The 25,983-nt window shown below is 51.7% G+C and carries 20 protein-coding genes; 7 read left to right on the top strand and 13 right to left on the bottom strand.

Annotation, left to right across the window (positions count from 1 at the left end; translation table 11 throughout):
- The first annotated feature begins 116 nt into the window (after positions 1-116).
- Complete coding sequence (locus BLW11_RS06785) at positions 117-815, top strand: OmpW/AlkL family protein (protein WP_048359415.1); 699 nt, start codon at positions 117-119, stop codon at positions 813-815.
- Positions 816-872: 57 nt separating this feature from the next.
- Here BLW11_RS06785 and BLW11_RS06780 read toward each other — a convergent pair whose 3' ends face one another.
- From BLW11_RS06780 to BLW11_RS06765, 4 genes are all read right to left on the bottom strand, one after another.
- Positions 873-1,802 (bottom strand): NAD-dependent epimerase/dehydratase family protein, encoded by a 930-nt coding sequence (locus BLW11_RS06780; RefSeq protein WP_048359416.1) that lies wholly within the window; start codon positions 1,800-1,802, stop codon positions 873-875.
- The gene (locus tag BLW11_RS06775) at positions 1,795-2,679 is read right to left on the bottom strand and encodes a sugar nucleotide-binding protein (protein ID WP_048359417.1); all 885 of its coding nucleotides are present in this window, start codon (positions 2,677-2,679) and stop codon (positions 1,795-1,797) included. Before BLW11_RS06775 ends, BLW11_RS06780 begins: the two co-directional genes overlap by 8 nt.
- A gap of 145 nt (positions 2,680-2,824) precedes the next feature.
- Positions 2,825-4,939, bottom strand: a complete 2,115-nt coding sequence (locus BLW11_RS06770; protein WP_048359418.1) for a mechanosensitive ion channel family protein — start codon at positions 4,937-4,939, stop codon at positions 2,825-2,827.
- Positions 4,940-5,612: 673 nt separating this feature from the next.
- On the bottom strand, positions 5,613-5,903 hold the full coding sequence (locus tag BLW11_RS06765) for a helix-turn-helix domain-containing protein (protein ID WP_048359419.1): 291 nt from the start codon (positions 5,901-5,903) through the stop codon (positions 5,613-5,615).
- 86 nt (positions 5,904-5,989) lie between these two features.
- On the opposite strand from BLW11_RS06765, the gene BLW11_RS06760 reads away from it, so the two are divergent.
- From BLW11_RS06760 to BLW11_RS06750, 4 genes are all read left to right on the top strand, one after another.
- Positions 5,990-6,421: a hypothetical protein gene (locus BLW11_RS06760; protein WP_074836725.1), complete on the top strand. Its 432-nt coding sequence runs from the start codon at positions 5,990-5,992 to the stop codon at positions 6,419-6,421.
- Positions 6,422-6,484: 63 nt separating this feature from the next.
- Positions 6,485-6,697, top strand: a complete 213-nt coding sequence (locus BLW11_RS23770; protein ID WP_139272526.1) for a hypothetical protein — start codon at positions 6,485-6,487, stop codon at positions 6,695-6,697.
- Positions 6,698-7,387: 690 nt separating this feature from the next.
- Positions 7,388-7,777 carry a hypothetical protein gene (locus BLW11_RS06755; protein WP_048359421.1) on the top strand — a complete coding sequence of 130 codons (390 nt, stop codon included), beginning with the start codon at positions 7,388-7,390 and terminating at the stop codon, positions 7,775-7,777.
- 320 nt (positions 7,778-8,097) lie between these two features.
- Positions 8,098-9,225, top strand: coding sequence for a hypothetical protein (locus tag BLW11_RS06750; RefSeq protein ID WP_048359422.1), 1,128 nt, complete (start codon positions 8,098-8,100; stop codon positions 9,223-9,225).
- Between the two features lie 209 nt (positions 9,226-9,434).
- On the opposite strand, the gene BLW11_RS06745 is transcribed toward BLW11_RS06750, so the two are convergent.
- The 5 genes from BLW11_RS06745 to BLW11_RS06725 form a co-directional block, all read right to left on the bottom strand.
- On the bottom strand, positions 9,435-10,280 hold the full coding sequence (locus BLW11_RS06745; RefSeq protein WP_048359423.1) for a hypothetical protein: 846 nt from the start codon (positions 10,278-10,280) through the stop codon (positions 9,435-9,437).
- Positions 10,281-10,409: 129 nt separating this feature from the next.
- Positions 10,410-12,032 (bottom strand): type I restriction-modification system subunit M, encoded by a 1,623-nt coding sequence (locus BLW11_RS06740; protein ID WP_048359424.1) that lies wholly within the window; start codon positions 12,030-12,032, stop codon positions 10,410-10,412.
- On the bottom strand, positions 12,029-13,228 hold the full coding sequence (locus BLW11_RS06735; protein WP_048359425.1) for an AAA family ATPase: 1,200 nt from the start codon (positions 13,226-13,228) through the stop codon (positions 12,029-12,031). Before BLW11_RS06735 ends, BLW11_RS06740 begins: the two co-directional genes overlap by 4 nt.
- The gene (locus BLW11_RS06730; protein ID WP_048359426.1) at positions 13,225-14,514 is read right to left on the bottom strand and encodes a restriction endonuclease subunit S; all 1,290 of its coding nucleotides are present in this window, start codon (positions 14,512-14,514) and stop codon (positions 13,225-13,227) included. Before BLW11_RS06730 ends, BLW11_RS06735 begins: the two co-directional genes overlap by 4 nt.
- Positions 14,504-17,512, bottom strand: a complete 3,009-nt coding sequence (locus BLW11_RS06725; RefSeq protein ID WP_048359427.1) for a type I restriction endonuclease subunit R — start codon at positions 17,510-17,512, stop codon at positions 14,504-14,506. The genes BLW11_RS06730 and BLW11_RS06725 overlap by 11 nt, the downstream gene beginning before the upstream one ends.
- A gap of 1,186 nt (positions 17,513-18,698) precedes the next feature.
- Here BLW11_RS06725 and BLW11_RS06715 point away from each other — a divergent pair.
- Both BLW11_RS06715 and BLW11_RS06710 read left to right on the top strand, forming a co-directional pair.
- Complete coding sequence (locus tag BLW11_RS06715) at positions 18,699-19,601, top strand: hypothetical protein (RefSeq protein WP_048359429.1); 903 nt, start codon at positions 18,699-18,701, stop codon at positions 19,599-19,601.
- A 195-nt stretch (positions 19,602-19,796) separates the two neighbouring features.
- Complete coding sequence (locus BLW11_RS06710) at positions 19,797-20,417, top strand: hypothetical protein (protein WP_048359430.1); 621 nt, start codon at positions 19,797-19,799, stop codon at positions 20,415-20,417.
- A gap of 202 nt (positions 20,418-20,619) precedes the next feature.
- Here the strand turns inward: BLW11_RS06710 and BLW11_RS06705 are convergent, their stop codons facing one another.
- Genes BLW11_RS06705 through BLW11_RS06690 form a run of 4 tightly spaced genes read right to left on the bottom strand, consistent with a single transcriptional unit; the run spans position 20,620 to position 25,937 of the window.
- Positions 20,620-21,111, bottom strand: a complete 492-nt coding sequence (locus BLW11_RS06705) for a hypothetical protein (protein WP_048359431.1) — start codon at positions 21,109-21,111, stop codon at positions 20,620-20,622.
- 2 nt (positions 21,112-21,113) lie between these two features.
- Positions 21,114-23,096, bottom strand: a complete 1,983-nt coding sequence (locus tag BLW11_RS06700) for a hypothetical protein (protein WP_048359432.1) — start codon at positions 23,094-23,096, stop codon at positions 21,114-21,116.
- The gene (locus BLW11_RS06695) at positions 23,096-24,715 is read right to left on the bottom strand and encodes a tyrosine-type recombinase/integrase (protein WP_053069533.1); all 1,620 of its coding nucleotides are present in this window, start codon (positions 24,713-24,715) and stop codon (positions 23,096-23,098) included. Before BLW11_RS06695 ends, BLW11_RS06700 begins: the two co-directional genes overlap by 1 nt.
- Positions 24,708-25,937 (bottom strand): tyrosine-type recombinase/integrase, encoded by a 1,230-nt coding sequence (locus BLW11_RS06690; protein ID WP_053069534.1) that lies wholly within the window; start codon positions 25,935-25,937, stop codon positions 24,708-24,710. The genes BLW11_RS06695 and BLW11_RS06690 overlap by 8 nt, the downstream gene beginning before the upstream one ends.
- Positions 25,938-25,983: the final 46 nt, after the last annotated feature.

The raw sequence follows: 25,983 nt of genomic DNA, 5'->3' as shown, positions 1-25,983 counted from the left end.
CACAAGTTCACGAATTTTTCACAACTTCACGATTTCATTGAGCTGGGTCAACTGAGCAGGCCGGTGTGCTCATTACCATTGGTTATATAAATTTTAAATATCCCAATGGAGCTCCCATGCACAAGTCATTGCTCAGCGCAGCCGCCCTTGCGCTCGCTGTCGTCGCCCCTCTTGCCCAGGCACACACAGAAGGCGACATCATCCTGCGCGCCGGTGCCATCACCGTAAACCCGAAAGCCGACAGCTCCAGCGTCAAGGTTGATCAGGGCCCATTGGCGGGCACCGATCTGGGTGGCAAGGCGACCATGAGCAGCGACACGCAATTGGGTCTCAACTTTGCCTACATGATCACTGACCATGTGGGTATTGAACTGCTGGCGGCCACGCCGTTTGAGCATGACGTAAAACTCAAGGGCACTGCCCTGCCTGCGGCCAATGGCAAACTGGGTAGCCTCAAGCACCTGCCACCAACCCTGAGCGTTGTGTACTACCCGCTGGATTCCAAGTCAGTGTTCCAGCCTTACGTCGGTGCCGGTATCAACTACACCTGGATCTATGACGAACACGTCGGCAGCAGTGCCAACGCTGCAGGCTTCGACAATTTCAAGGCTAAAAACTCGTGGGGCATGGCATGGCAGCTAGGTGCTGACTACATGCTGACCGACAACATCATGATCAACGCCCAAGCGCGTTATATCGATATTGATACTCGCGCCACAGTGGAAAACAACGCAGTCGCTCCCGGCACTCGCGCCAAGGTCAACGTAGATGTAGATCCATGGGTTTACATGGTGGGCCTGGGTTACAAGTTCTAAGTAACCGGCCATAAAAAAAGGCGCCTTTGAAGGCGCCTTTTTTGTGGGCGGGGGTTCTTAGCGACCGAGCAGGCGCGCCAGCCCGACACTCATCGGCGTCGTTTCGCCAAGAGTGAAACGTTGCAACAGGCGGCTGTTGTCGGCACGCGAGTGGCGGATATCGCCGGAACGGGCCGGACCGTAGCTAATTGGTGGCAGTTCGCCAACAACTTCGCCCAGGGATTCAAGCATCTGCTTGAGGGTGGTGGCCTTATTCAGCCCCACGTTTACCGCGCCCTCTTCAACCTGCCTGGTCTCGATAGCCTGAACCAGAATCTTCACCAGATCGCCCACGTACATAAAATCGCGGGTTTGCTCACCATCACCAAAAATGGTGATCGGCAGGCCCTTCTCAGCGCGTTCACTGAAAATGCTGATCACGCCCGAGTAAGGCGAGGATGGGTCCTGGCGCGGGCCAAAGATGTTGAAAAAGCGGAAAATAACCGGTTCCAGACCGTGCTGACGACGGTAGAAGTCCAGGTAGTACTCACTGGACAGCTTGTCGGCCGCGTATGGCGTCAGCGGCGCCTTGGGGGTGTCTTCGACGATCGACTCACCTTCGCCGTTATTGCCGTAGACCGCAGCACTGGACGCGAAGACAACGCGCTTGATGCCCGTTTCGCGCATGGCTTCGCACACGTTCAGGGTGCCGATAAAATTGCTCTGATGAGTACGCACCGGATCGTCCACCGACGCCTGCACCGAAGCGACCGCCGCCAGGTGAACCACAGCGCTGCAACCGGCCATGACCTTGGTCACCAGCTCGGTATCAGCCACATCACCTTCAATCAGTTCGAGCCGCGGGTTGTCCATTGGCAGGTTGCTGCGTTTGCCAGTGGACATGTCGTCGAGAATTCGTACCGCGTAACCCTTGGCCAACAAGGCATCCACAAGATTGGAGCCAATAAACCCGGCGCCGCCGGTAATTAGAACGGGAGCCTCAACCATGGCGATAAAACCTGTCCAGTAAAGACGGGAGCGCCGCACGCCATGCGCGCGGCTTGATCCCGAAGGTGTGTAGAATTTTTTTGCACGCCAGCACCGCATGCTGAGGCTCTTCAGCCGCATCCGGCCGCGCGGCGTGCGCCTGGGGTGTAGGGGCTTCGATTGCCAGCGGGTGCAGGTTTCGCGCCTCGGCCAGAATCGCCTGGCCCAGCGCCAGCGACGTCGTCGCTTCATGCCCGGCGTAGTGGTAAGTACCCCAGAGCGGTGCGGCACAATCCAGCTGCTTGAGCACCGAGATAATCACACGAGCGGCGTCGTCCACAGGTGTCGGATTGCCCCGTCGGTCATCGGCCATCAACAACTCGCCCGGCTTTTCAGCCTGGGCCAGAAAGCGCCCCAGGATTCCATCGGGGCTGTCATCCAGTAACCAGCCAAAACGCAGCAGCACGTGTTGCGGGCAAATGGCACGCACACTCTGCTCAATTCGCCATAAGGCCTGACCGCGAGACCCAAGCGGAACAGGTTCGTCTTTTTCGCTGTAGGCAGTCGCTCGCGAACCATCGAAAACACGATAGCTGGAAGGTTGCAGCAAGGTGATGTTGTGGTGCTGGCACAGCTCGGCCAAACGCTCGACAGAACGCTCCTGGCCGGCAAGGCGGGCCTCGCTTACTGACTGCGCCTGGAACCAGTCGAAGTAGTACGCAAGGTTGATCACAGCATCCGGACGGGTGTCATCGAGCAGTTGCGTGAGGCTCGCAGCGTCCCAACCGTCTTGCGGTGGACGTGGGGCTAGGAAATTAATGTCTTCCTCGGCACCCAGACGAATCAGCGCCTGCCCGAGGGCATTTCCGCCGCCCAATAACATAAGGCGCATTCGCATAAGGTATGCAGGCTCAGTCTATTCAGAACGGTGATATATACCAGAAAACCAACCGTGAAAGCTGTTGATCATGTTCAATATTGCAGCATTTTGCGGGTTTCTGCCCCTCGCGTCACTGACAAACTTTACCCCTGCACAAAAGCGCTCATTGTGCCTCTGATGGCAGGTCCGTCAGCAGCACGGTAGAGCGTTTCGCCAACGCGGGCGCTTTCAAAGCCTCCTCCGGCTCACGCACGGGCATCAGAAAGCCCTGTGGATAATGTTGCGCGAAATGGACATCCGACGACTTATCCACAAGCTTTTTGAGCCGGTCATTGAATGCACGGCTAACGGTGTTCTGAGCCCCGGACAGCGTGCGGAACTGCGCCGTAATCGTCACCCCGTCTAGGTTCATGCTGTCGACACCAAAGATTGTCAGCGAGCCCTGCAAACTAAGGCTCAGCAAAGGGTCGTCACTGATCTGGTTCCCTGCCTCGCGGATCAGAACAGTGGCTTTGTCCATGTCCGTATCGTAAGTGAACTGCACTGAAAAAAATGCGTAGGCAAACTGTCGGGAATGGTTGATCACCGCCTTGATCTGGCCGAATGGCACCGAGTGCACAAAGCCACGCGAGTCCCGCAGGCGCAGGGTACGAATGGTCAGCCCCTCCACAGTCCCCGCGTGGGCAGAGTCGATCACCACCCAGTCGCCGACCGAGATGGTGTCTTCAACGATGATAAACAAGCCGGTAATGACATCTTGCACCAACTGCTGAGAGCCAAAGCCGATTGCCAGGCCGATAACCCCGGCACCAGCCAGGAAGGGTGCAACGTTCACTCCCAGATTGGCCATTGTGGTGATGGTACAGATCACTACCAGAACCACTTTGATCGCATTGCGCGTCAACGGCAGGATGGTTCTGATCCGCGTGCTGGGTTCGTGGGTACCACGCCGGTTGGTCGAGGGCTCCAGCGCTTGCTGAATGGCTGTGTCGAGCACGACCCACGTCAACCAGGTCACCAGAAAAATCAGCAGGATGTGGCCCAGTGAGTCGCTGATCACCTTGCCGGTGCTGCTGTCTGAGGCAAAAGCCAGCAACGAGAAACCCCAAATTTTCGCCAATAACTCAATAAAGGTCACCGCCAGGGCAATCCGCAGCAATGCGTAAACCACATTGATAAGACGTTCTTTATAGGCGCCGGCGCTTTGAACTTTCGTACGAAATGAATGGTGCAGGATCGTACTCAGAAATACCGTGCCGATCAGCAACCCGGACGTCAGCAATGCATTGCGCAACGCGCGCTCACTGCCCTCGCCCACGCCCAGCAGGTTGAGTGCCGTTGCCAGCAACATCAGCAAAAGTGGCCAATACCAGAGCACCGAAAAAATGCGCAATGACTCTTGCAGAGCCGGCTGCCCAAGACGCTGGGCCAAGGCCCGATTGCGAATCAGCTGCGCGACAGGACGACGTAGCCGCACGGCGAGGCAGGCAAAAATGACGCAAGCCACCAACCCTGAAAAAACCGAAAGGCAGTTCGCAATGTTGCCGCCAATTTCCTGTGTGATTTGCGAGCTGTTCATGGCGTCACTCAAGGCCGCCAGAAAACCGATCATAAACAGCGGGCGCATGGCGTACTCGCGAATAATCCGGACTGCACGCCGCTTGTGCCCCACCTCAAATATCGCATTCAGTGACAGCACCAGCGCCGAGCAAAACACCCCGCCGCTGCTGGCATACGACAGGCTGAGTGCCAGCGAACGCCCAAGGGTGTCCTGCAGAAAACGACTGACATACAGCGTGAACAACAGGCTCACCAGTGCTGGCAACAGATAAGGCAACCCGTAGCCGATAAGCGCTTGCGCCCGCGCTCGACTGCTTAAATGACGATTCTTGCTCAGGTAACCCGCCAGCCAACGCCCCGCCAGCATTAGCCCGGCGAAAGCACCCGACCAAATGACGGACAACAGGAGAAAATCCCCCACCCCGCTCCACGAAGGATGAGTCGAGGCCTGTACCACCAGTTCCCCGACTTCTTCTGCAGCCCGCTTGCTGCGCAAGCTCCAGGCGCCCAACTGATGCACGCTCGAATCCAGCTGGCTCTGCACCTCATCCATGCCTGCACCCAAGGCACCGAGCAAGCCGCCATCAACCAGCACCGGCGGCTTACCGTTGTGCTCTTCGGCTTTCATGATAGAGGCCAGCGTGGGCGCGGCCTGAAGAATACCGTTGCCTGATAACAACAGGATGAGGAGCAAAATCGCTGTTTTGAATTTGAGCAAACCCGGAAATCCTCCTGGACAAGTCTGGCGGGCAGATCGCAACGAACCGAAAAACTCGGCTGACGACTCGACGCGCACTTCCCGGTACAGCGTAGTCAATCCACGGATTAACCCCGCACCTTCGTGCGAAAACTCTCTCATACGTGACGCAAACGAACACTGCCACGGATCAACCTTGCTCTTGCGCCCAAAAAGTCACGGCACAAAAAAAGGCCCGACACTGAATCAGCGGCGGGCCTTCTTTAGTACTGCGATGCAGCTCGAAAGCTACAAATCAGAAGGGTAGTTCACATAAGATTGGGAGTGCAGGAACAATAGCCTCTGAATACACCATATTATACTAGCTATTGCGCACTGAGTACAACCAAACGAGCTGAAAAACGTAAAGAACCGGTGCATTGGTTACATCTTTTTTCAGGAAAATCATCGTGATTCAAAACGACGTAAAGGCTACCTTTACAAACTGATCTTGTCCCACTGCTGCCTTCGTGGCGTTAGCTCGAAGGCGTGGAGCTCAACTTGGACCTTCAGCCACATTGTAGTGGTCAGATGATCCAGAAAACTGCGCTAAGTTTTTCCTAGGCGAACGCCGGCGCTAAGCCCTCATTTTTTAGCGATCAGCGAATCCCGAAATACAAAAAAGAGAGAGGCTCACGCGACAGGGAGAGCCGAGCTATTTAGATCCCAGGGCTGACGAGCTAACCTCCGCCCGTATGCGTGCCAACAAAGAGTCGAGGCCGCCGTCATCGCCCTTGATCTGATAAGCAGCCGCTAGGACGCTTAAAGGATGGACCTCCATGACCGATGCCAGCCCTTCGAGCTTTTCCAAAGTGGGGCATTTGAGACCGCGCTCAAGGGTGCTCAGATATGTCCGACTGCTGATGCTTGAAAAGTCCTCCTGGGTCAGCCTCTTGGAAGTTCTCAGCAGCTTAAGTGCCTGACCAAACGCTTGCTTTAGCTCCATTTCGCGCACCACGCAAAATGGATGATCAGGCCCCATAGACCACTATAGGACTACAATCTATAGTGGTCTTTTTTGAGGTCAACGCTATGTATATGACACGACAGGAAGCGTACGTCGATCTTTCTGCATTAGGTGCGGAAGGCCTGCACTGGCGCTACGTGGAGCACTCGATGCATGCGCCATGGTTTTACATCACTCTAACCCGTCATAGCGATGGATACACATCTCGGACGATGCTACAAACAATGGATCCAGCTGTTCTGGCCACGGTGATCTGTAGCGCCTCAAACGAACTTTCTGTAACCGATGTGATGATAGTCACCCCGCCCTACGTGAATGGAACTCCGTCATGGCAGATGGAAAAACTTTGGGAGTTTTCGCAATGCCACAGTGAAGAACATGGAAGCCTAGACTCGTACCTAGTTACAGGGAAACGCTATTACACACCCGAGTTAGCGTCAGACATTGAGTACATTAAGCTGGAAAAATGCATATACTACAACGCGCTCGGCATTTGAAATTTGTATAAGCAAAACAACTGCCCATCGCTAATTTATATGATTTCGCACGGAGGGGACTACATGCTTACCAAAATATCGCTGAATGTCCCGCTGGGCGTTCTAACCATGCGAGAAACACTATCAAGACTGGTCAAACTCGAATCATCGAGCCTGACCGAAGAAAGCCGTCGCGCGGGCTCATTTCTTACAGTGAGCGAAGTACAATCCTTGCGTGAAGAAATGACAAGGGATGGCGCCCTCATGAAAGAATGGTTAGCCGCCCGTGATCGGTAAACGGGTTAAAAACACTATTGGCTGAGCTATAGCAGTTGCCCGGAACGAGATTGGCCTGACCGATGCACGGCGTCACCTATACCCTTCACGTACACGCAAAGATCAAATATGGACCATCCCTGGTTCATGCTTGAGCGCTATCGAGCAAGGATGACCTACCGATGGCAGATCCTTAGGCTGCAGTCGACGCTGCTGACCAAACCACTATATTTCTTTAGACGCAGAGATAGGCCTTTGAGCGGCCAAGCCCAAGACGCAGTGGGCAGGTCATTGCTACGAAGAAATGTCCGCCATCCTCTGCATTCCATGCTGGACGAGCCCGCGGCGTGTCCTTGACCGGCATAAGCCGTCCATAAGCGGATGCTCGGACCAATATCAAGCGCGTTGGTAGCGCCAGTGTCACGCAGGTATTGCAGCCGACGCGAAATTTGTCCAGTTGTAAACGCGACAATGATCCAGTAGCAATCGGCAAAATCCAGCACTGGGACTGATTCACAAAGCAGCAGGCTAGGCTAGTGTCGGCTACTGGCTCAGTACTGCGCCAGCAACAACACGCGAGGTGACCGCTGCTTAGCGATCCCACCCGCCAGCCGCGTCGCTCAGCACAAAGTCCTTGAGCCCAAACCGCTGCCCTGGCGCGCGCCCCAAAAGTGGCTACAGTTTATCCTTTGCAAAAATGAGTGAAAGGACATGGAAGAAAAGTACATACTCCAGCGTTTTCAAGCCGAGGTAATGAACTTGGGGGCAGAGGCAACACTGCCTTGTAGTTTAACTGACTACTGGCTCTCCGAAATCCAAAAGCACCTGGAGAAGCTTTTTGAAAGCATGGCAGCAGCGGCGGAATCAAAAACTGAACAAACCATGGCTTTACCGCTAGCAGCTGTAATACATATTCTATTTGCTAAAGGAAGCACCGAAAAACTTGAAGTTTCGCTGGACGAAATGTTCAATTATTTTGAATACTACCGCGCAGAGTTAACCCTTGAAGAAATTCGGCGAAAATCTGACTTTAAACCCGAACCAGCTTCAATTCAAACAATCTTCACCAATCGAGACGTATCCATTACCGAGATTCCTTGAAACCGCAACTTACGCAACTGCCACATGGCAACGTGTTATCGCTGATCCGGAATTGAACCTAATACCGACGTACCTCTGCCCACTCAACAATCAGCTAAAGGTCAGCGCTGATAACGCATTCCGGAGGAGAGGCTTGGGTCAGCGAAATGCGGTAGCCGGGTCAATTCGACATCAGCGGCAACAAACCTGTACCTTGTGTGGAAAAAGGCAACGATGCGTACCCTCAAAGCCGTTCATGCACGAGACTTTATTCTGCAACTTCTTTCAGTTAACTAAATCTCACTCTCAAATCAGCTCCATGTAAAAACCCAGGGAATGACATGAATACTCATAACGAAATGGCGGCGAAATTTCATGATAAGCTTCAAAGCATTTTAGCTCGCAAGGCTAGGCATCAGTGTATGTTTCCCGGCTGCGAACTTCAAGCCATCCATGCGCATGCGATGTCTAAAGAAAATGTGCTTCGTGATATAGCCGAAGACGGCTCGCTAATCTCCCCAGAGCCGCTTCGCGACGATGACGAAATTTATCGCGAGATAAAATTTACCAAAGTTGGAATAACAAAAGCGACCACATTTAAGGGGTTCTGCTTAAAGCATGACGGGCAGTTTTCTTCGCTGGACAAGTATGGGTTACGCACCAACGGCGATGTATTTCTTCAACTGTACCGGTCGTTTGCTGGCATTGTGTTTGAAGACCAAGCCAATAGGGCAAGCGCGCAGCATGCTGGAGATAACGAAAACTTTAACTACGAGCACGAACTGTCTAAAACCATTAGTGCGACTCGGGCCCTCGCCTTGGCTTATGATTTAATTGAGGGCTACACCAGTGTCGATGAAGCACTACCAGTAGACGAGCACCTAACACTGACTCCATTCTCTGCAGAGGCCGGTATGGACGCCAGAGTGGTGATCAGGCGGATAGCGTTCCCTTGTCCAGTCGCGTTGCGCACCCGATTCCAGCTATCTGCGAGCACACATGATTTCGATACGTTTGTATTCGTAGTGCCCTCAAAGCAAAACCCAATGGTTATCATTGTGTGCGACCCTAGGGATGTTAACCGGTGGCACAGGAAGGCATGGACACCTATCGATACATTGAACCTCATCGAGTCAAGCATGATGTTTGATGGGCAGTGGTGGCTGGCGCCATCCGTCGTGAATAAATGGTCTCCTGAAAAATTCAAACTAATAGAAAGTGATTACTGGCATTTCTTGGATCGCAATTATTTGGACAACTACGATGTATCTCTGCTGGATGATGTCCGCGAGAAAATTTGCTCCGGATTGCCCAGTGCCCAGCGGGACGCAGAACTTTCCAAAATTACCAATTTACCCACTAGAGAACCGGCCGAATTCCGAAGACTGAGATTCACCCTCAAGGCCGAACGTGATAAACAATTAGTCAGTCAGAAATTCCCATTGGACGAAATCGGAAAAGAAAAATAAACACCATCTGCGTTTACACCACATCGCGCCTTCAAGTTAGGCGCTAAACACAGCACAGTAGCCGCCCTCAGTCCAGGGTACCTAACTCGCTGGAATGCCGGGTTAAAGCATCCAGGGGAAGGTCTAGATGTTGTGCTGGGCCGATTACTGCCTCAGTGTAGGGCTTGGTCTGGGCGGTGCTAGTTTTCCCCTTAGCTGCTGCAGCCAACTTACTTCCCTTGGAACTGACCAAATGCGAGAAAGCGCTCACGGGCTTCTGGCGATGACTCCTGTATGTGCCATAGCGAAGTCTGCGAAGCGAGATATGCCGGAGTTTCCTCTTCCCATAGCACAGCGAGGGCGGTGGTCGAGATGATGAATCCGTCGCACTTGCCGTCCCTGACAGCGTCTTGGAATACGTCCCGGTGACGTTCGACGAAGTCCAAATTGAACTTGGTCAGAACTCCGCGCACATAGGATTTGTTGGGAACGCTTATAACCTTCTCGACTGGGACCAAATCATCAAGATTGATGGCTATGATCCCGCCATTATTGAATGGTGCAAGCTGTTTGGCAGCATGGCTAACGCGCTTCTCAACGCCGTTCTCTGACCAAATCTTCTTGCATGCAATCGGATAGTTACCCATTCCGAAGTCAACCAGGATATCTGGTTCTGCGGCCATGACAGCAAGGCCGTTGTTCTTCAGGTCAGACAGCAGTACTAGCTCCCAAAGAGCGTCCTTCCCTTGGGATGTGTTGCGATCATCAGGCTGCATGACACTCCCGGCCATACGCTTGAGCGCTTCTTGAATACCTGGCTCATCTGGCAGATTGATGACTGCATCTACTAGCCGGTTCACGAATGCCGTGTCCCATACCACTCGATCACCAGGCTTAACTTGCCCAGCCCATGCCAAACTCAGCTTGTCGGCTTGGCTCAGCAACTGTGACAGTGCGCTTCCTGCCCGCAGCTTGACCTTACGCTGCTCCAGTACGGCCCGAGCCAACTTGGTCTTCGCTGCAATTTCTTCGTACGTATTTGTCCATGCCTTGCTCACGACGTTGATAGACTTCACTTCTCAGCTCCTGCTTGATGGCCGGTTGTTTAATTATCCTGACGGCATGGCCATCGCAGACAATCGGTATTCCCCGCGGCTCTTCGATGCAGCCCGTGGGGCTGCTGCTTTTCCTATGCTCCGGCGCGATTACACCAACAGCGGCAGGCCCAGCTCTTTCAGAAATGCATTGTGTTTGTCCCGCGTCTTTTGAATAGTCTCTTCGAGTGCGATCAGCTCGTGATTGACAGCCTCCAAATCAATCTCTTCCTCTGCGATCGCGGTGCTGATGTAGCGGGAGATATTCAGGTTATAGCCGTTCCTCTCGATCTCTTCCATCTCCACCCTACGCGCATAACGAGGTTCTGGCTCACGGGTCTGGTAGGTTTTAATGATTTTGGTAATGTGCTCATCCGTTAGCTGGTTTTGGCGCTTACCTTTGAAGAAATGTTCTGCTGCGTTGATAAACAACACGTCGTCCGGTTGCTTGCACTTTTTCAGCACGAGAATGCACACCGGGATTCCCGTGGAATAAAACAAGTTGGAGGGTAGCCCGATCACGGTATCTATATGGCCGTCTTTTAGCAGTTTGCTGCGAATACGCTCCTCAGCACCGCCACGGAACAGCACGCCATGGGGGAGGATGATCGCCATCACACCCTCATCTTTCAGAAAATGAAAGCCGTGCAACAGAAAAGCAAAGTCGGCAGCCGATTTAGGAGCCAGACCGTGGTTTTTGAAGCGCACGTCATCGGCCACAGCTTCTGTTGGGTCCCAGCGATAGCTGAAAGGCGGATTGGCAACAATAGCGTCGAATGCGGGTTTTTTAGCAGGGTTAAGCTCGCGCAGGATATCCCAATCGTTGTTTAAGGTGTCGCCGTGGTAAATCTCGAACTCGGTGTCCTTTACCCCGTGCAGGAGCATGTTCATACGGGCAAGGTTATAGGTGGTGATGTTCTTCTCCTGACCGTAAATCTTGCCAATACCATGAGGCCCCATGCGCTTACGCACGTTCAGTAGCAAGGAGCCGGAGCCGCAGGCGAAGTCCAGCACGCTTTCCAGCCGCTTCTTCGTGCCTGTTTTCGGGTCCTGGCTATCAAGTGTGACGATGGCTGAAAGGATGTCGGAAATCTGTTGCGGGGTGTAAAACTCGCCCGCCTTCTTGCCGGAACCGGCGGCAAATTGGCCGATTAGGTATTCATAGGCATCTCCGAGCGCGTCGATGTCCGTGGAAAAGTCGTTCAGACCCTCAGCGATCTTCTGGATGATGGTGCAGAGCTTGGCGTTGCGGTCGACATAGGTTCTGCCCAGCTTGTCTGAGCCGAGGTTGATCTCAGAGAAGAGGCCCTGAAAGGTGCTCTCAAACGATTCGGTTTCGATGTATTTGAAGCCTGACTGCAAGGTGCTGAGCAGTTCATCGCTCTGAGTACGGGCCATGTTAGCGATGCTGTTCCAGAGGTGTGCAGGCTCGATGACGTAATGCACCTTGCGGCGCATCTGCTTCTCGAAAGCCGGGATGTCCGCTGTGTTCTCCTCATACCAGACCTGCAGAGGAGTCGCTGCTCCCGTTTTTAGCAATACGTCGCTAGGCAACTCGGGGTAGTCGCTTCCAAGTTCCTTTTTAGCTGCTATCTCATAGTTGTCGGAGAGGTAGCGCAGGAAGAGGAAGGAAAGCATGTAGTCGCGAAAGTCGTCCGCGTTCATGGCCCCGCGAAGTTGATCGGCAATGGCCCAAAGGGTTTGGCCAAGTTGTTTTCGATTGGTGTCATTCATGTGGTAGCTTCGGTTGTAGGCGCTGGAATTGGTGCGGCAGCTGTTGCGGCTGACGTCGCGGCCAATAGGTCAGGCAAGGCGAATTTAAAAGTGCTGATGAAGTCTCTGAGAATGCGGCGAAACAAATCCTTGTTGTCATCGCCCATTTCGGTCGGCTCATGGATGGCGTATATGCCGTGGCTCAGTAGGTTGAGTGCGCGGTTGTAGAGCGCTGTGTCTTCCTCATTCGCGAGAGCTTTCAGGCAGAAGGAAATGTCCGCGTGCCCAAAGAATGCAGCTGTTTTTTCCATAATGCTGCGGAGCGCATTGAAGTGAAATGTGTAGAGCTTGCCGGAATCTGCATTGGCTGCCGCCTGTAGTTCGGCGAGGGCCGCGACGTGATGGAAAAATGGCGTGTCCTCGGTGGACCGGAGGGTAAAGACACCTTCAGCACTTGGACGATGCAGAAAGTAACGTCTGTGAGACACTTTCTGCTCCCCCTCCTTAGTCCTACCGATCTCATTGCACATTACGTTGAAAAAGAGGGCGTGGTGGGAAGAGAAAACCACCTTTATGGGCATGGGAACTCCATTCTGACCTGTCCGAGTGGCGGCACGGCGCAGGAGTTTGGCGAGGTCGCAGGCAACGGCGATGGCGTTATTGTCGTCGAGAGAAGAAATGGGGTCGTCGATGTAGAGGTATTTGTTCGACTCATAGGAGACGTGTCCATCGAGCATCCGTTCGCAGATAGCCATGAAAAGGCACCAAATGAAGATGTTCTGCTCGCCTCGGGAGATTTTGATGTTTTCCGCTTCGCCTTTGCGAAAAGTTACCTTCCATGTTCCATATTCAATGTCGAAGCTAAAGTCTGCATAGCGACTGAGGTACCCCTCAATGGTCTCGTCGAGCGCCAGATCTTTGAGGCCGTTGAAGAAAGTGGAGTTAGAATTGAGTAGAAGGTAGCGGGCTGTATCACCAGCAAGATCATTCTCCCAAGTGAACAGATCCTCTGTGTAGGCGTTGAAGTAGAGAGTGTCTGCTGTACCGTTGTTCTTGCGCTTGCCCGCGTCCTTGAACTCCATCGATAGCCGCGTCTTACCGGTGCGGTTGTATGCATAGAGAAGGACGAGTCCTATTGACTTCGTCGGGTTGTTTAAGTCGTCTCGCAGCCGAGTGACCAAGGTGCGCAAACTTTGGTAAGTCCGAATACCGTTCATGCCTCCATCTCCGCTGGGACCGGGAAAAACTGCTGCATCAACCCTTTTTTGTGGGTTTTGAGGGCTTCAAGCTTTTGGGTTTGCGCAGCAATGAGATCGTCGAGTTTTGTAAGGCAATCGGCGATAAATTTTTGTTCGTGTATATCCTTCGGATAGCAAAAACTGAGATTTACAAATACTTTCGACTTTATACCCTTAGCCGTTGACCCGGTGCTATGAAAATCAATATCTTCTTGCATGCTTGGACTAAGCAAGGAATGGAAGAGAAACTCAGGAAGACATTTTTCAGGATTAGACCGAAGAGTGAGAAGTCGCTGCCCCAAGGCAAACTTTCCGGCACATGGAAACAACGCTACATTACCCAGCGGCGCTTCGGTAGTAAAAAGAACATCTCCCGCCAATGGAATGCCTCGCGTCATCCATTCTTCATATTTTTTCTCTTCTATGTATTCGTCATTTGTCATGTCGAGCCACCCAAACCTCACGTTTTTCGCGGTAATTAGCGGGACACCTGACTTAGATTTTGGCGGGGCTTTACCCCTGTAATCGATAACTTTTATAAGGCAGCTAGATAACTTTTCGCGCTTCCACTCGCTGGCATTTTGGAACTCGGGGAAGCGGAGTCGGGGTTGGCTTTCGCCTTCACGGGGGAAAAGTAGTTGCATCAAGCCTTTTTTATGGGCCTTGAGTGCTTCTAATTTTCTAGCCTGCCCGGCGGTGAGCTGTTGTAGCGAAGACAGACATTCGGCAATCTTCTTTTGTTCGGGAGGCGACGGAATCAATGTTTCCCATTCGCAAAGGCGACTGAAATACAATCTGGTTCTAGTTCCACCTGCTTTTTGGGAAAAAGCGAATTGCTTAAAATCAAACCCCTCATTTAGTTTAGCTAGCAAAAAGTATGAATTCAGATTTTTCGTTCTGAATACAGGATACTCTTTGCTCACTGCGATTTCGCCACCTGTCTCATTTATATTAAATTTAAAGAGGCCGTCATCGCTCATATGTCGATAAACAAAACCATTAGGTGGAACTACACCATATTCGTTATTATTGTGCAGAGTCCGACCGTCGAAGTATTTGTCTTGTCGCTTTAGGCCGTCTCTTGTAGAGCTATAAATAGGCAATTTGGTATCGGATGGCACTCTTCCAGAGCAGTCCGTCAAATAGGTCGCCAAGGTTTTTCTTTCCCATTCTCCCGCCTCCCGAAACTCCGGAAACCGCAGCTTAGGTATAAACGCGGGTTTGCCCACTGCCTTCGTGGCAGTGGTTTTCGTCTTACTGCTCATACGCGCTTAGTCCTGAAATTTCGCGGCCCTGGGCGCGTTTTGTAAGAAGGGGGTGCAAGTCATCCATAAGGGCGAGTTCGGCTTGGGTGCGGGCTTTCCAACCGAGGTCGAGCGGGGCCATGAGGTCGCTGAGCTGTTCGCCATCGAAAATCATGCGCTGGAGGATGCCATCTACGAAACTTTCTAAGTCTGCTGGGGCCAGACGGTGCTTGCTTGCGATATCGGCGAGTTCTGCGGCGTCTTTATGTTGTTTGAAGAGGATGTAGCTATTGCGGATAGCAGTTTCGCTCAAGCCTTCTCCGACTTTGAGGGTGGCGATATAGGCGGCAATATCGTCGCGCTCATTCATAAACTTGGCGTCGGCTTGGATCAAACCAATGAGCTGATCGCGACTCATCTGCTGTTTGCTGGGCTCTTGCTGCGAGAAACGCGACATCAATCCCACAATATAGTCGTAGTCAATAACGGCTGAGGCGAAGAGTACGAACTCGAAATCGAGCTGATCCACTGAGTCGGTTTTACCGTCTGGTTCTTTAACGTTCTTATCTTGCTGAGCCTTAAGGCGTTGGGCCGTTTCCAGATAAGCGCCGCGAAAGCCAAGCAGGCTTTCCTTGGGCAGGATGTGCTCAATGACAGCAGCGTTGTCTTCCGTGAGGTCGGTGTATTGGTCGAGCTGTGTTTTAAGACGCTGCACTTCCTTGAAGTGACCGATAAAGGCGGCGCGGGCATCGTCGCCTTTCAGATTATGCACCGCCTCTGGGGCGCACGCCACGCCTTGAGATTGCATAAAGTCATCTAGCTTTTGCACGGCAGCCTGTAGTTTTTCAATAACTGCGGGGGCTTTGTCCACCAGCCAGATTTCGCGGGGCTGTTTGCCGGACCGCTCGCCGGAGAACCGGGTAATAGCGATATCCACCGCTTCTTGCTGCTGACGAAAATCAAGAATGTTACCGTAGGGCTTAGTGCTGTTAAGTACGCGGTTAGTGCGCGAAAACGCCTGGATCAAACCGTGGTATTTGAGGTTTTTATCCACGTACAGGGTGTTGAGGTATTTGGAGTCGAAGCCTGTAAGTAGCATGTCGACCACAATTGTGATGTCAATTTTTTGCGTATGCGGATAATCGGCATTGGGCCACTGCTGGTCTTTGATGCGCTTCTGCACGTCTTGGTAGTAGAGGTCGAACTCGCTGATGCTGTAGTTGCCGCCGTAGCGAGTATTGTAGTCCATAAGGATAGCTTTAAGCGCTGCTTTTTTACCTTCTGGATCTTCTTCGTTGTCCTGCTTTTCTTGCTGAAGATCCTCCTGAATTTGTTTTACGTCCGCATTGCCTTCTGCAGGCGGTGAGAATACGCAGGCAATATTCAGCGGCTGGTAGTCAGGGTCCGCCAGTTGCTTGGCATGTTGCAACTTGGCAAACAGGCTGTGGTACTCGATAGCATCGTTAATGCTGCCCGTCGCCAAAATGGCATTGAAACGACGCTGCGCAGTGGCAATGTCATGCTTGGCGAGGATGGCTTCGATCACCGCTCGCTTGGCTAGACCTTCCCCAGGCTTGGGTATTTTCTTGCCTTCTGGTTTGAAATAATCGATGTGGAAACGCAGCACGTTGGCATCTTCAATCGCGTGGGTAATGGTGTAAGCGTGCAACTGTTTCTGAAATAGCTCATCTGTTGTTTGATAAGAAGCTTGCTGGTTTTCCACTTTTACGCGTGAGGCGTTTTCTTCAAAGATGGGCGTGCCGGTAAAGCCAAAGAGCTGGGCTTTGGGGAAGAATTCTTTGATGGCTTTGTGATTCTCGCCAAACTGGGAGCGGTGGCATTCATCAAAGATGAACACAATGCGTTTGTCGCGCAGTGAGGCCAACTGCTCTTTATAGGTGAGCTGGTCGTTCCGTTTGCGCTGCTTGTTACGCTTGCTGTTTTCATCCAAGGCGAGGCCGAGCTTCTGGATGGTGGTGACAATCACTTTGTCGGCGTAGTCCTCGGACAGCAGCCTATGTACCAATGCAGCGGTATTAGTGTTTTCTTCAACACAGCCTTCCTGGAACTTGTTGAATTCCTCACGGGTCTGGCGGTCGAGGTCTTTACGGTCAACCACAAAGAGGCATTTTTCTATGTCGGTGTTGTCCTTGAGCAAGGTGGAGGCCTTGAAGGACGTGAGTGTTTTGCCGCTGCCAGTGGTGTGCCAGATATAGCCGTTGCCGCAGTTTTGCTCAATGCAGTCGACAATGGCTTTCACCGCATAGACCTGATACGGGCGCATCATCATGAGCTTTTGCTCACTGGCTATTAGCACCATGTAGCGGCTGAGTGTTTGGCCAAGCGTGCATTTGACGAGGAAGGTCTCGGCGAAGCCGTCGAGGCAGGTAATCTTCTTGTTCGCCTCATCAGCAAACTGATAGATCGGCAGGAAGCGCTCATCGGCGTTGAACGAGAAATGACGGGCGTTATTGTTGGCGAAGTAGTAAGTGTTATCGCGGTTGCTGACTATGAATAACTGCAGGAAAACCAGAAGCGTCTTGGCGTAGCCGTTGCCGGGGTCATTTTTGTATTCAACGATCTGCTCCATGGCGCGGCGCGGATTTACGCCCAGCGTTTTCAGTTCTACTTGAACACACGGCACACCGTTGATTAGGATGAGCACATCGAAACGGTGGTGGCTGTTATCGGTATTGATACGCAGTTGATTGACCACCTCGAAGGTGTTTTTGCACCAATCTTTAATATTGACCAGAGTGTAGTTCAACGGGGTGCCGTCTTCACGGGTGAAGGCGTTACGCTCGCGCAGGGTGCGGGCTGCCGCAAACACATCAGGGGTGACGATCTCGTCGAGCAGGCGGGCGAATTCGCCATCAGTGAGGCGAACACGGTTGAGATCCTCGAATTTCTCGCGAAAATTGCGCTCCAGTGAGGCACGATCTGTGATATCTGGACGATAGCTGTATTTGAGCTCAATTAGCTTGTCGATGAAGCCTTGTTCGATTCTTTGCTCACTCATTGATGGTGCTCTGCGATCTTCTGTATGGCTCGTAGTAAAACATGACTATTGTGAATCGCCACGTGTTAGCTGGAAAGGGCCTGCGTTCGTAGTTCGTAGGATTGGTTCAGCCGCGCCCCCGGGTTTCTTTTGCGCTTGTCGTGATCGCTGCAGATCGGTATCGGTGCGCTCAAGACACTCTCCGGCAAACGTTTAGCCCAAGCCCCGCTCCATCCAAACTCGCGCTACGCTGCGATGCAGAATCCCGTAGCGCTCGGCCAAAGCTGTGTGGCTTGGTCGTAACCGCCGATCAGTCCTACTAAGGGGATATCGCCGCCAAGGCAATGATTAGGCAGGTCTTGGTCGCGGACGGCGACCGTCCACATCTGGGCGGTGGATGCCGCCTTGCAGTTAGTGGTCTCCAAATTGCCCTGACGATGAGAAGCGTGGAGCGTATCTATCATGCCCTCTGTGAGCTTCTTGGCTGCCATGCAATCGGCGTGACGGGCGTAGTAGTCTGCCGATTCATGGATAAGTTTTGCGGGGGCGGGTGACGCTTGTAGCAAATGCGGTCTGGTCGCCGCGCAACGCTACCTCAACTATTGCGCAGAGTGCAGTCGGCCGCTGGCCCACTAGGAGAGGGAAAACGCGGTTTGCAACGTCGCAAAGCGTTTTTTCTTCGTCATTTGCATCGCCCGATAGGCTGAATGGACTGGCCTGTAGCAATGCACATGGGTCGACAAGCGGAATGCAATTACGCATTTGCTCGCAACGAAAGTGGCCTGATCGATGCCCGGCGTCACCTATACCTTCCCGTAGACGCAAGGTCAGAATATGGTCCATCCCTGGTTCATTGTTGAGCGCTATCGAGCAAGGGTGACCTACCCATGACCGATCCATAGGCAGGAGTAAAGTAAGCGTCCAGTTAGGTCACCTTCACGTCCGAGCTGGGAGTTATCGGTGCGGAAGCAAGCTTGAGCTTCGGCCATGTCCCTAACCCGACCCTTCATCGGGATGGCCGGGTTTAGACCATCCTCCCCTGCGGTCTGAATCCAGACCGTCCCTTCTCCCCTTCAATCGACTCAGTTGCCAAGGTTAAACAGGCTTCTTAGCCAAGCCTGCAGCACAGCATTACAGGCTGTAGTCTTACCTTATCGCTGAGGTAGACTCCGGGGGATTAAGTACCCACTACCGCGAGATCACAGTCATGGCTACAGACGTAATTTCCACGGGAGGCAGCGAGAGCGCAAGAGCTCCGTTAGAGGTCTATGGACGCGCGGCCAACGGGCAGTTTCTCCCACGGCTAGCATTGGCAAATAACCTACTCAAAAGCTTGAACGTCGAAATCACGAGCATCCAGGTCAATGTCGCAAGACCGCCTGATCTGACTCCAGTGTTTGATGCCTTAAGGGCGTTGCCACAGCTGCTGCAGGACAAGGGTCTTCAGAAGACCTACAAGGCTGTGCTTAACCACTACGAGAATTACCTCCAGCACGGAGACGAGCTCTATCTCAAGGATGTGCTCTTGCGTTGCACCACTGAGGTGCCAGAATTCGAATCGGCATTGGAAGAGATGCTGAAAGCGCTAGTGCCAGACCCGTATGATTATCTCTATGCTCAAAAAAAACTGGAGCCGGTCAAGAGCCTCTGCAACTCGTATCTAGGCATGCTCGCGTACAACTTCCATGCTGTGACGATCCACCACCCAGACACGGCAACTGGCGAGACAGTAATTCAGGGATTCATCGAACGTGCGATTGGTAAGCTCAGAGAGAAGCTGGGCGAGATCCTCCGGCCTAACAACTCCTATGAGGGCTCACTGTATCTTGAGGCATTCCACGAGGTAGCTAGCGACCGATTCGAGCGATACAGGGCTTACGATGGTAGGGGCTTGGCTAGCCATGACATTCGAAAATTCGTAGCTGTTGCCAATACCAATAACGAGTATTCCCGGACGGTTTCATTGGAAAAGCCGCAAGTAGATGCGAGTTTCCGCAAGACTGCCGATGCGCTCATCGAGCTCATCGATAGATTCGATACGCTGCTCCGCGCGAAGAAAAACTATCGCCCGCAAACAAACGGCGAGCCAGGTCTACCTATCGAAACCTGACGCTACTCATAGAGCCGGCGTCGGACTAGGTGACTTCGCCGGACGCTTACGGATTAAATGCGTAAGCGTCCAGTCAAGTCATCTACCGATCCAGCTATCCGCACGAGGATTACTGCTTGCCGCACATGCCGTAAGGTTCTCTACCAAAAACACCACAGCCTTCCAGTGGTGGCAATACAGCAAGGAGAGCGAACAATGAACACCTTCAAATCATCAATCCAAAACGTAGCTGCGGCCATCGGCCTCATCGCAGCAGTGACAGTTGGGGGATGCGTGATGATCCCTTACGACACACCGGAATCAAAAGCCCAAATCCAGCGCGATCTGAAAATTGCACCATCGGATATTCAAGCCGTGTCGGAAACGAACTGGTGCTTGTTCCCATATGGAAGCGAAGGCAGCTGCAGAGCTACTCAAGGCCTGGGAGTGTTGACCAGCAAAGGCCTGATCCTCAGCCTCTACAACAACCACACCTACACTGAAACCGCACGCATCCTCCCAGAACAAGTGCAGTGCGTGAAGACAGTTGGTGGTCGCACTGGAGTCGAACCGTTCGTTGTATTCACCAAAGACCGAGCGATCATGCTCGCCGTCATTACACCAGGTGGACAAATGAATGTGCCTGTGAAAGTCAGTTTCTTTGATTATCTGACGAAGCTAGGGCAGCACGTCTTCACTGGAACGGATGGCGGATATGTGCGCAAGTCGGGTCGACAGCAAACCGTAGGCGGAATGGTGTCAGGCACTGCCATCCCATGGCATACAACACTCGACGTAACCGAGGTTTTTAACCCTTGCCCGCAGGTTACAGATTAACGAGGAGTGGTGCGTTCCCTGTAAGCGGGTGGCGATTGCGGAAGATAACTGGCGCAAGCAAAACATCCAGTAATGGGCAGGCTGCAAGATTGATTTGCATAAGGTGCAGCGCTACCGCCGCACCGTAGGCAGGCAAGCTGACAGCCAACATAGCTTTCTGCCCTCTGAGCCGCCCTGTAGACCGCTACAAGAAAGCTTGAATTCATATTTTAGAATCCATAGTTCCCAGAGGCGGGATTGGTGTATCTAGCGGCTTCAGGATGCTGTCGACAGCCCGAAGATTAGGTAGCCTGTCCTTGGGATTATTTGGGCTGTCGATTAAACTCATCTGAGCGCCGAACCTTGCCCTAACGTTGTAGGCAATCTGTTGCCATCTCAGCAACCATTTAGCCTCGCGGTCTTTGTAGGCTCGCAACTCTCTTTCGAGTTGCTCTACTCTAATTGCAAGCTCCTCGGCATTTCTCGCGGCATTTTTCTGCTTTGCAGCTAAACCGCCAGCCAGTGACGCTTTTGCGGCGTCAAATGCCACCTTGATTTCAAGGCGAGCGTTAAGAGCTTGGCGCGTGAATCCAAACTGGTCTTCTAGAGTTTTCCAGCGCAGGCCTGAGCCCAGTTCACCCAATGCCCAACGCTCCAGCTCCTTGACGATAGCCTTCACGTTGCCTGGGTCCATTCTCTTGCCAAATTTACTCATGGCTACGCTCCCAGTATTTTCGCCTTGATCGCATCAGCATCCATTTCGAAATCACTTAGCATGGAGGTGAGGGTCTCGATCTTCTTCTGAGAATGAGCCATCCACTGGTGGCTCTCACCTTGCCTGTTGGACTGAGATTTTGTCATAGCATTCTCGTACTGAACGACTTCGATCTCAAAGGCTCGGACGATGCCAGCCTTCTTTTCATCATTGTCCTTCTCCCAAGAAAAATCCGAGCATTTGGCATGGCATTCTAGGTGATTTGGGCAAGGCGATTGAGAGAGGTTGCGTGTGCACATCCCGGTCCCAAGCTCGTGAACACCTGTGATTTTTGCTTTCAGATATGCTTCTTTATACTCAACCGGAAGCTTAATGTAGTTGTCTGCTACAACTCCACCAATCCTTCCTTCACGGATTTTTTCTTGATAAATCAACGCTCGTTTTTCACGAGAGGTATGCTGATAAGCCTTCGTATCATTTGCATACTTTCGACCAAACCATTTGGTTTGAACGAAATCACTCATCCCACCATCATTTAACAGCGTATTAATGGTGTGCCTAAAGTCATGACTTGAAAAGTTAGGCTTCATGCTGTCATCACAATGTTTAGCAGCAAGCGGTTCAAGATGATCGCGAAGAAATGTCGCGAACATTGAGTGCGTGACGGTGGTGACCACACATACGGAAACCGCTCCAGAGGACATACCTTGGTAACGGATAAAAAATAGATTCTCTTGATAATAGGTCTTATTCGTCGAAGCTATGCGCACAGGATCATTTAATCGAGGATCAAAGGTGCTGCGGCAGTAGGCAATCAGACCTTGCTTGGTGGTGAACCGGGATGGGTTAGCCGGTCGCCGTCCTTGAGACGTCAACTTATCCGGATCTGGAAAGGTATGACTGTTTGTTGTGAGCCAGCCGGTCGGGCGCAACACGTTGAAGCTGAACCCTAGCTCCTCAAGATCGGCAATGTAAAATCTGTGATCATCAGCATAGGGCTCAATCCAGCGCAAATCAGGACCACCCGTAGCTCGCATCACCTCCGCAGTAGAGCGCGCGGCCTGTGTGATATCTGTCAGCTCAGAGACTACGTCCTCAACGATGCTTACCGCATCCGTTGGCAGCCATACTTTATCAATGGGATGAGCGTTATCGCCTTTACTCGTCTTCATCAGGAAATAACCCAGGTATCTCCTACCCTCAGCATCGAGCCCCACCACCTGCACCGGCAATGTCGCTATCTCACTGAAACGCCTCCCAATGCACGCAAGCATTACGAGCATCAGAACATACATCCGATATTTATGGCCCGTTGGCACATTTTGGTAAAGCATTCCAATGAGCTCAAAAACCTCCAGATCGATGATCCGGTCACCACTGGTCTGCTCCAAATTCTGAGGTGCATCCAGTCGCGTCTGAGACACCCCACCGGCATTTGCTGGGCGCTTTAGCCCTGAGTATTTGTACTCGAACCTGATATTACAAAGCTGGTTCGCATCACAGTGCGCGGCGAACTCGTTGATTGCTTTGTGCAGGTTATAGGCCGTCGACTCTTGGTAATGCTCTGATATGAGCCGACACGCATCATCCAAATCTTCAGGCATCATCCTAGAAAGGAGACGATTATTCCCCCCAACACATTGGCTTATATAACTTATCGCGGTTACAAATGACTGATGATTACTGATCTTTTGATTTGAACGATGCGCCCTAAGGCAGAACAACGATTTGGCGGCGGACTCCCAGTCCCCTTCCAAAGGATGTGCTCCTATCTTAGGAGCATGCCGAAAATAGATGCTAGGCGATCCAGATCGTTTAGCAGAGAGCAACGTCATTGGTCCAGCTGTAAAAATCCAACTTGGCTCTCCCCAGACAATATTTTCAAACCCCAGCATATCAAGCATTTGGGCTTTACTAACCAACAGCGCAAGATTCGTAGCACGATCTTGGTCAAGTCTACTTAAAAATGCAGCGACCTTTGCCATCAACGCACCCCCGCCTTAACTTCTTTACACTTCTCAACAACCTGCGCTACGGCATAAATTATTTCGTCCATCTGACCTGCTATCCGCTTATCTGACAGCTTAAATTTTTGCTCGCGCTGACTCATAAGATACTCCAGTACAGATGTATGATCTGCGTCAAGATAGGCCTGGAATTTTGGACATTTATAACAGGAGTATGGGGGGTGCAACGCACAGAGCGAATGTGTTCCGCAGACACCTAAATCGATGTTTGGTGCATCCTCAATATAGACAAAAGGAATGTGTTTACCTGTGTCGTCATCGTTAACTGCTTTCTGGCCAGGCATAATGAATTCGCCTTTGAAGAAGCGAAGTATCTGTGCGTACGGCCCGATAAGCGCTTTGTCTAGTAGTTCTACGATATCACCAGCGAGATCGAAGTAAACTTGAACGTGTTGAAGGTCGGTATGATCGAGAATCTGCGCGAGCTGGCGTTGGGTAGCTCCATCCTTGACCAGATTTGTTGCTAAAGTGTAGCGAAGACGCCTAGGACTAAGGTGCAACAGTGCATTAGTAAGAGGGGATACAATTTTCTGCCTCAATACAAAGTCTTGAAGCAGGAGAGCAAAATAGCCTGAGTCATAGTTGAAATATGCTTCACGATGCCCAGAGGCCATTGCCGCTGTATTACCTGACTTATTGAAAAATAGCGGTATGTCGAATTTCCCAGCCTCGCCCCCTACCCGACTCAATGCTTGAACACGGCGATTGGCGGCAATAAGATACTGAATGTAAGGAGCAAACTCATTGGGGAGGTGTACTTCTAAAAAGTCATCTCTAGGATTGACCAGCCGTTTTTTGATTCTTGGATATCTTATGACCCAGCATGGTTCGTCCAGTCCAGGGGCTACATTGATAAGATCGCTCTCACGCAACCACGATAGATTTGCAGGGTTTCTGCCATGAGCAATGAACAGTGCCAGCGCAGCACGTTGCTCCTGCTCGGCAAGACTACTACAGGTGGCCGTATGGAGCGCATTATAGAGCGGTTGCAGCTCATAGATGCGATGCAGAGGGCCCGCATCCACGTCCTCATTTTTAACAGCTTCGCCTTTCGGACCGCCTGGTATTTTGAGGACTTCTAAGACGCTTCCGTATTCGGCACTGAACCCCACCTCCGTGAGGTATTGACAGCACCATAGATAAAATGATTTCGTTCGATGAACTTGATAAAGTTTATGCTCCTGCCTCGTAGCAGAAATCATTTTTTCGTAACAATTGATCAGCTCCTGCTCAAAATCGGGGATATCGGCGCGGTTAAAATCTGGGTACCGCAACAGGAGAAATCGATGGCAGTCCACCCAAACATTATAGGCATAACCCGCCGAAATGGTTTTAATTACATGGACGCAGTAACGCATCAGTGCATAGCGGAATTTCAGATTACGTATGCGCTTGAAATTCAGGATCGCAGATTTGCCACTAGTATTCGGCATGTGCCATTGCAAACCGTTCGTATCGACTACATGCCCCTCTCTGCTAATAACGGATTTAGGTATTGGTTCCAGCTGGCTTACCAAATCTATCCGTGCAACCTGAGCAACACCTTCTACTTGTTGGTTTCTAAATTCGTTACTCATGATTTGGATACTCTAAAAAGTTTTGCATCAGCACATCATGATATTTAGACTGAACAGTAGCGGCCTGCCGAATAATCTCACCTGAAATATAAACCTCCTGAGAACGCGTACTACTATCCCCTCGAAGGTAAGCCAAAATTTGTTTACGCTCATCTTCAGGGACACCACGCTGAGCCATATCACGCTCAGTTCGGCTTGAATATGTATGCCGAAGCGATTTCGGTGTCAGATTTGACGGCAGCCGGTCTCTGAATTTTTCGCGAATGATCTGGAAGTAATTAGATATACTGTTACCATGCAAAGGATCACCTTCATCAGAAATGATCAGGTAATCATGATTCTTCCCGTAGCGTTCCATTACGCTTTCGCGATGAATTTCAATATACTCTTCGATCAAATTAATGATGGTCGGCACCTGCATCTCTATATCGCGTCCATTCCGCTTAACCCTCGGCTGCGGGCTTCTTGTGTCGTTTGGATCGGCTATGCGCCTAAATACCCTCAGCGCCGTGACGCTTCCGAACTCTATGTCACCGATTCTCAGCGTAAGAACCTCTGCTGGCCGCAGACCGAAATTTAGCATAGTCATTACGATGATAAAGTTTCTAAACCTTACGTGCTCATTTAGGCCATAGGCATCCGGATTCCTATAATCCACACACCAAACTAGCGCGACTACTTCGTGATCACGAAGCCCTTTGGTAACAGACTTATTTTGGGGCGGATTACTAATTTCTTGATCGCTTAGGATTTTATCAACGTGCTCTTTATGCGCTTGAATTCGAAGAAACGCAGGATCGCCCGATGCCAATTTCGCCATTTTGAATCGGAAGCACCAACTGATGAACTGACGCACAGTGATGAGGCGCAACTTGAACGTCAGAGGCGACACTGCGACCTTGATCCCCTGAACGTTAGCCGCTACACCCGCTTGCCCCGGATCAACCTTCACCGTTAAACGCAATCTCTCACATAAGCTACCGGCCAGCTCTGCCTCGGTAAATATGCGGTCACCATCAATACGCGCAAGGAAATCAATGTTGAGTGATTCGAGCCACGCATAAAAAATCGCCAGCTCTCTAAGGTTTCTTGTGAGGGTGTTGGGACTGAGATCACGCCTCTGGAGGACCCACTCATTTGCGAGTGGAATCGGCAAGCCATCATCGTCAAGGAGAATGGGTAGGTTCTGCCCTGAGGGGTGTCGTACCATTTTTACGTCCATACACCACCCATTTCTTTACGAGATCTTATGTAGACTTTTAACTTTA

Origin of the sequence: Pseudomonas deceptionensis (assembly GCF_900106095.1) — a bacterium.
Classification (GTDB): Bacteria; Pseudomonadota; Gammaproteobacteria; order Pseudomonadales; family Pseudomonadaceae; genus Aquipseudomonas; species Aquipseudomonas deceptionensis.
The sequence above is the reverse complement of the archived record's forward strand: the minus strand, read 5'-3'. Positions and strand labels throughout refer to the sequence as shown.

Coding starts and splice junctions, on each gene's coding strand:
- BLW11_RS06740 (WP_048359424.1), bottom strand. CDS start 12,032: ATGAATGACACCAATCGAAAACAACTTGGCCAAACCCTTTGGGCCATT.
- BLW11_RS06750 (WP_048359422.1), top strand. CDS start 8,098: ATGAATACTCATAACGAAATGGCGGCGAAATTTCATGATAAGCTTCAA.
- BLW11_RS06700 (WP_048359432.1), bottom strand. CDS start 23,096: ATGGCAAAGGTCGCTGCATTTTTAAGTAGACTTGACCAAGATCGTGCT.
- BLW11_RS06715 (WP_048359429.1), top strand. CDS start 18,699: ATGGCTACAGACGTAATTTCCACGGGAGGCAGCGAGAGCGCAAGAGCT.
- BLW11_RS06725 (WP_048359427.1), bottom strand. CDS start 17,512: ATGAGTGAGCAAAGAATCGAACAAGGCTTCATCGACAAGCTAATTGAG.
- BLW11_RS06775 (WP_048359417.1), bottom strand. CDS start 2,679: ATGCGAATGCGCCTTATGTTATTGGGCGGCGGAAATGCCCTCGGGCAG.
- BLW11_RS06710 (WP_048359430.1), top strand. CDS start 19,797: ATGAACACCTTCAAATCATCAATCCAAAACGTAGCTGCGGCCATCGGC.
- BLW11_RS06755 (WP_048359421.1), top strand. CDS start 7,388: ATGGAAGAAAAGTACATACTCCAGCGTTTTCAAGCCGAGGTAATGAAC.
- BLW11_RS06735 (WP_048359425.1), bottom strand. CDS start 13,228: ATGAACGGTATTCGGACTTACCAAAGTTTGCGCACCTTGGTCACTCGG.
- BLW11_RS06730 (WP_048359426.1), bottom strand. CDS start 14,514: ATGAGCAGTAAGACGAAAACCACTGCCACGAAGGCAGTGGGCAAACCC.
- BLW11_RS06765 (WP_048359419.1), bottom strand. CDS start 5,903: ATGGAGCTAAAGCAAGCGTTTGGTCAGGCACTTAAGCTGCTGAGAACT.
- BLW11_RS06705 (WP_048359431.1), bottom strand. CDS start 21,111: ATGAGTAAATTTGGCAAGAGAATGGACCCAGGCAACGTGAAGGCTATC.
- BLW11_RS06760 (WP_074836725.1), top strand. CDS start 5,990: ATGTATATGACACGACAGGAAGCGTACGTCGATCTTTCTGCATTAGGT.
- BLW11_RS23770 (WP_139272526.1), top strand. CDS start 6,485: ATGCTTACCAAAATATCGCTGAATGTCCCGCTGGGCGTTCTAACCATG.
- BLW11_RS06695 (WP_053069533.1), bottom strand. CDS start 24,715: ATGAGTAACGAATTTAGAAACCAACAAGTAGAAGGTGTTGCTCAGGTT.
- BLW11_RS06690 (WP_053069534.1), bottom strand. CDS start 25,937: ATGGACGTAAAAATGGTACGACACCCCTCAGGGCAGAACCTACCCATT.
- BLW11_RS06780 (WP_048359416.1), bottom strand. CDS start 1,802: ATGGTTGAGGCTCCCGTTCTAATTACCGGCGGCGCCGGGTTTATTGGC.
- BLW11_RS06785 (WP_048359415.1), top strand. CDS start 117: ATGCACAAGTCATTGCTCAGCGCAGCCGCCCTTGCGCTCGCTGTCGTC.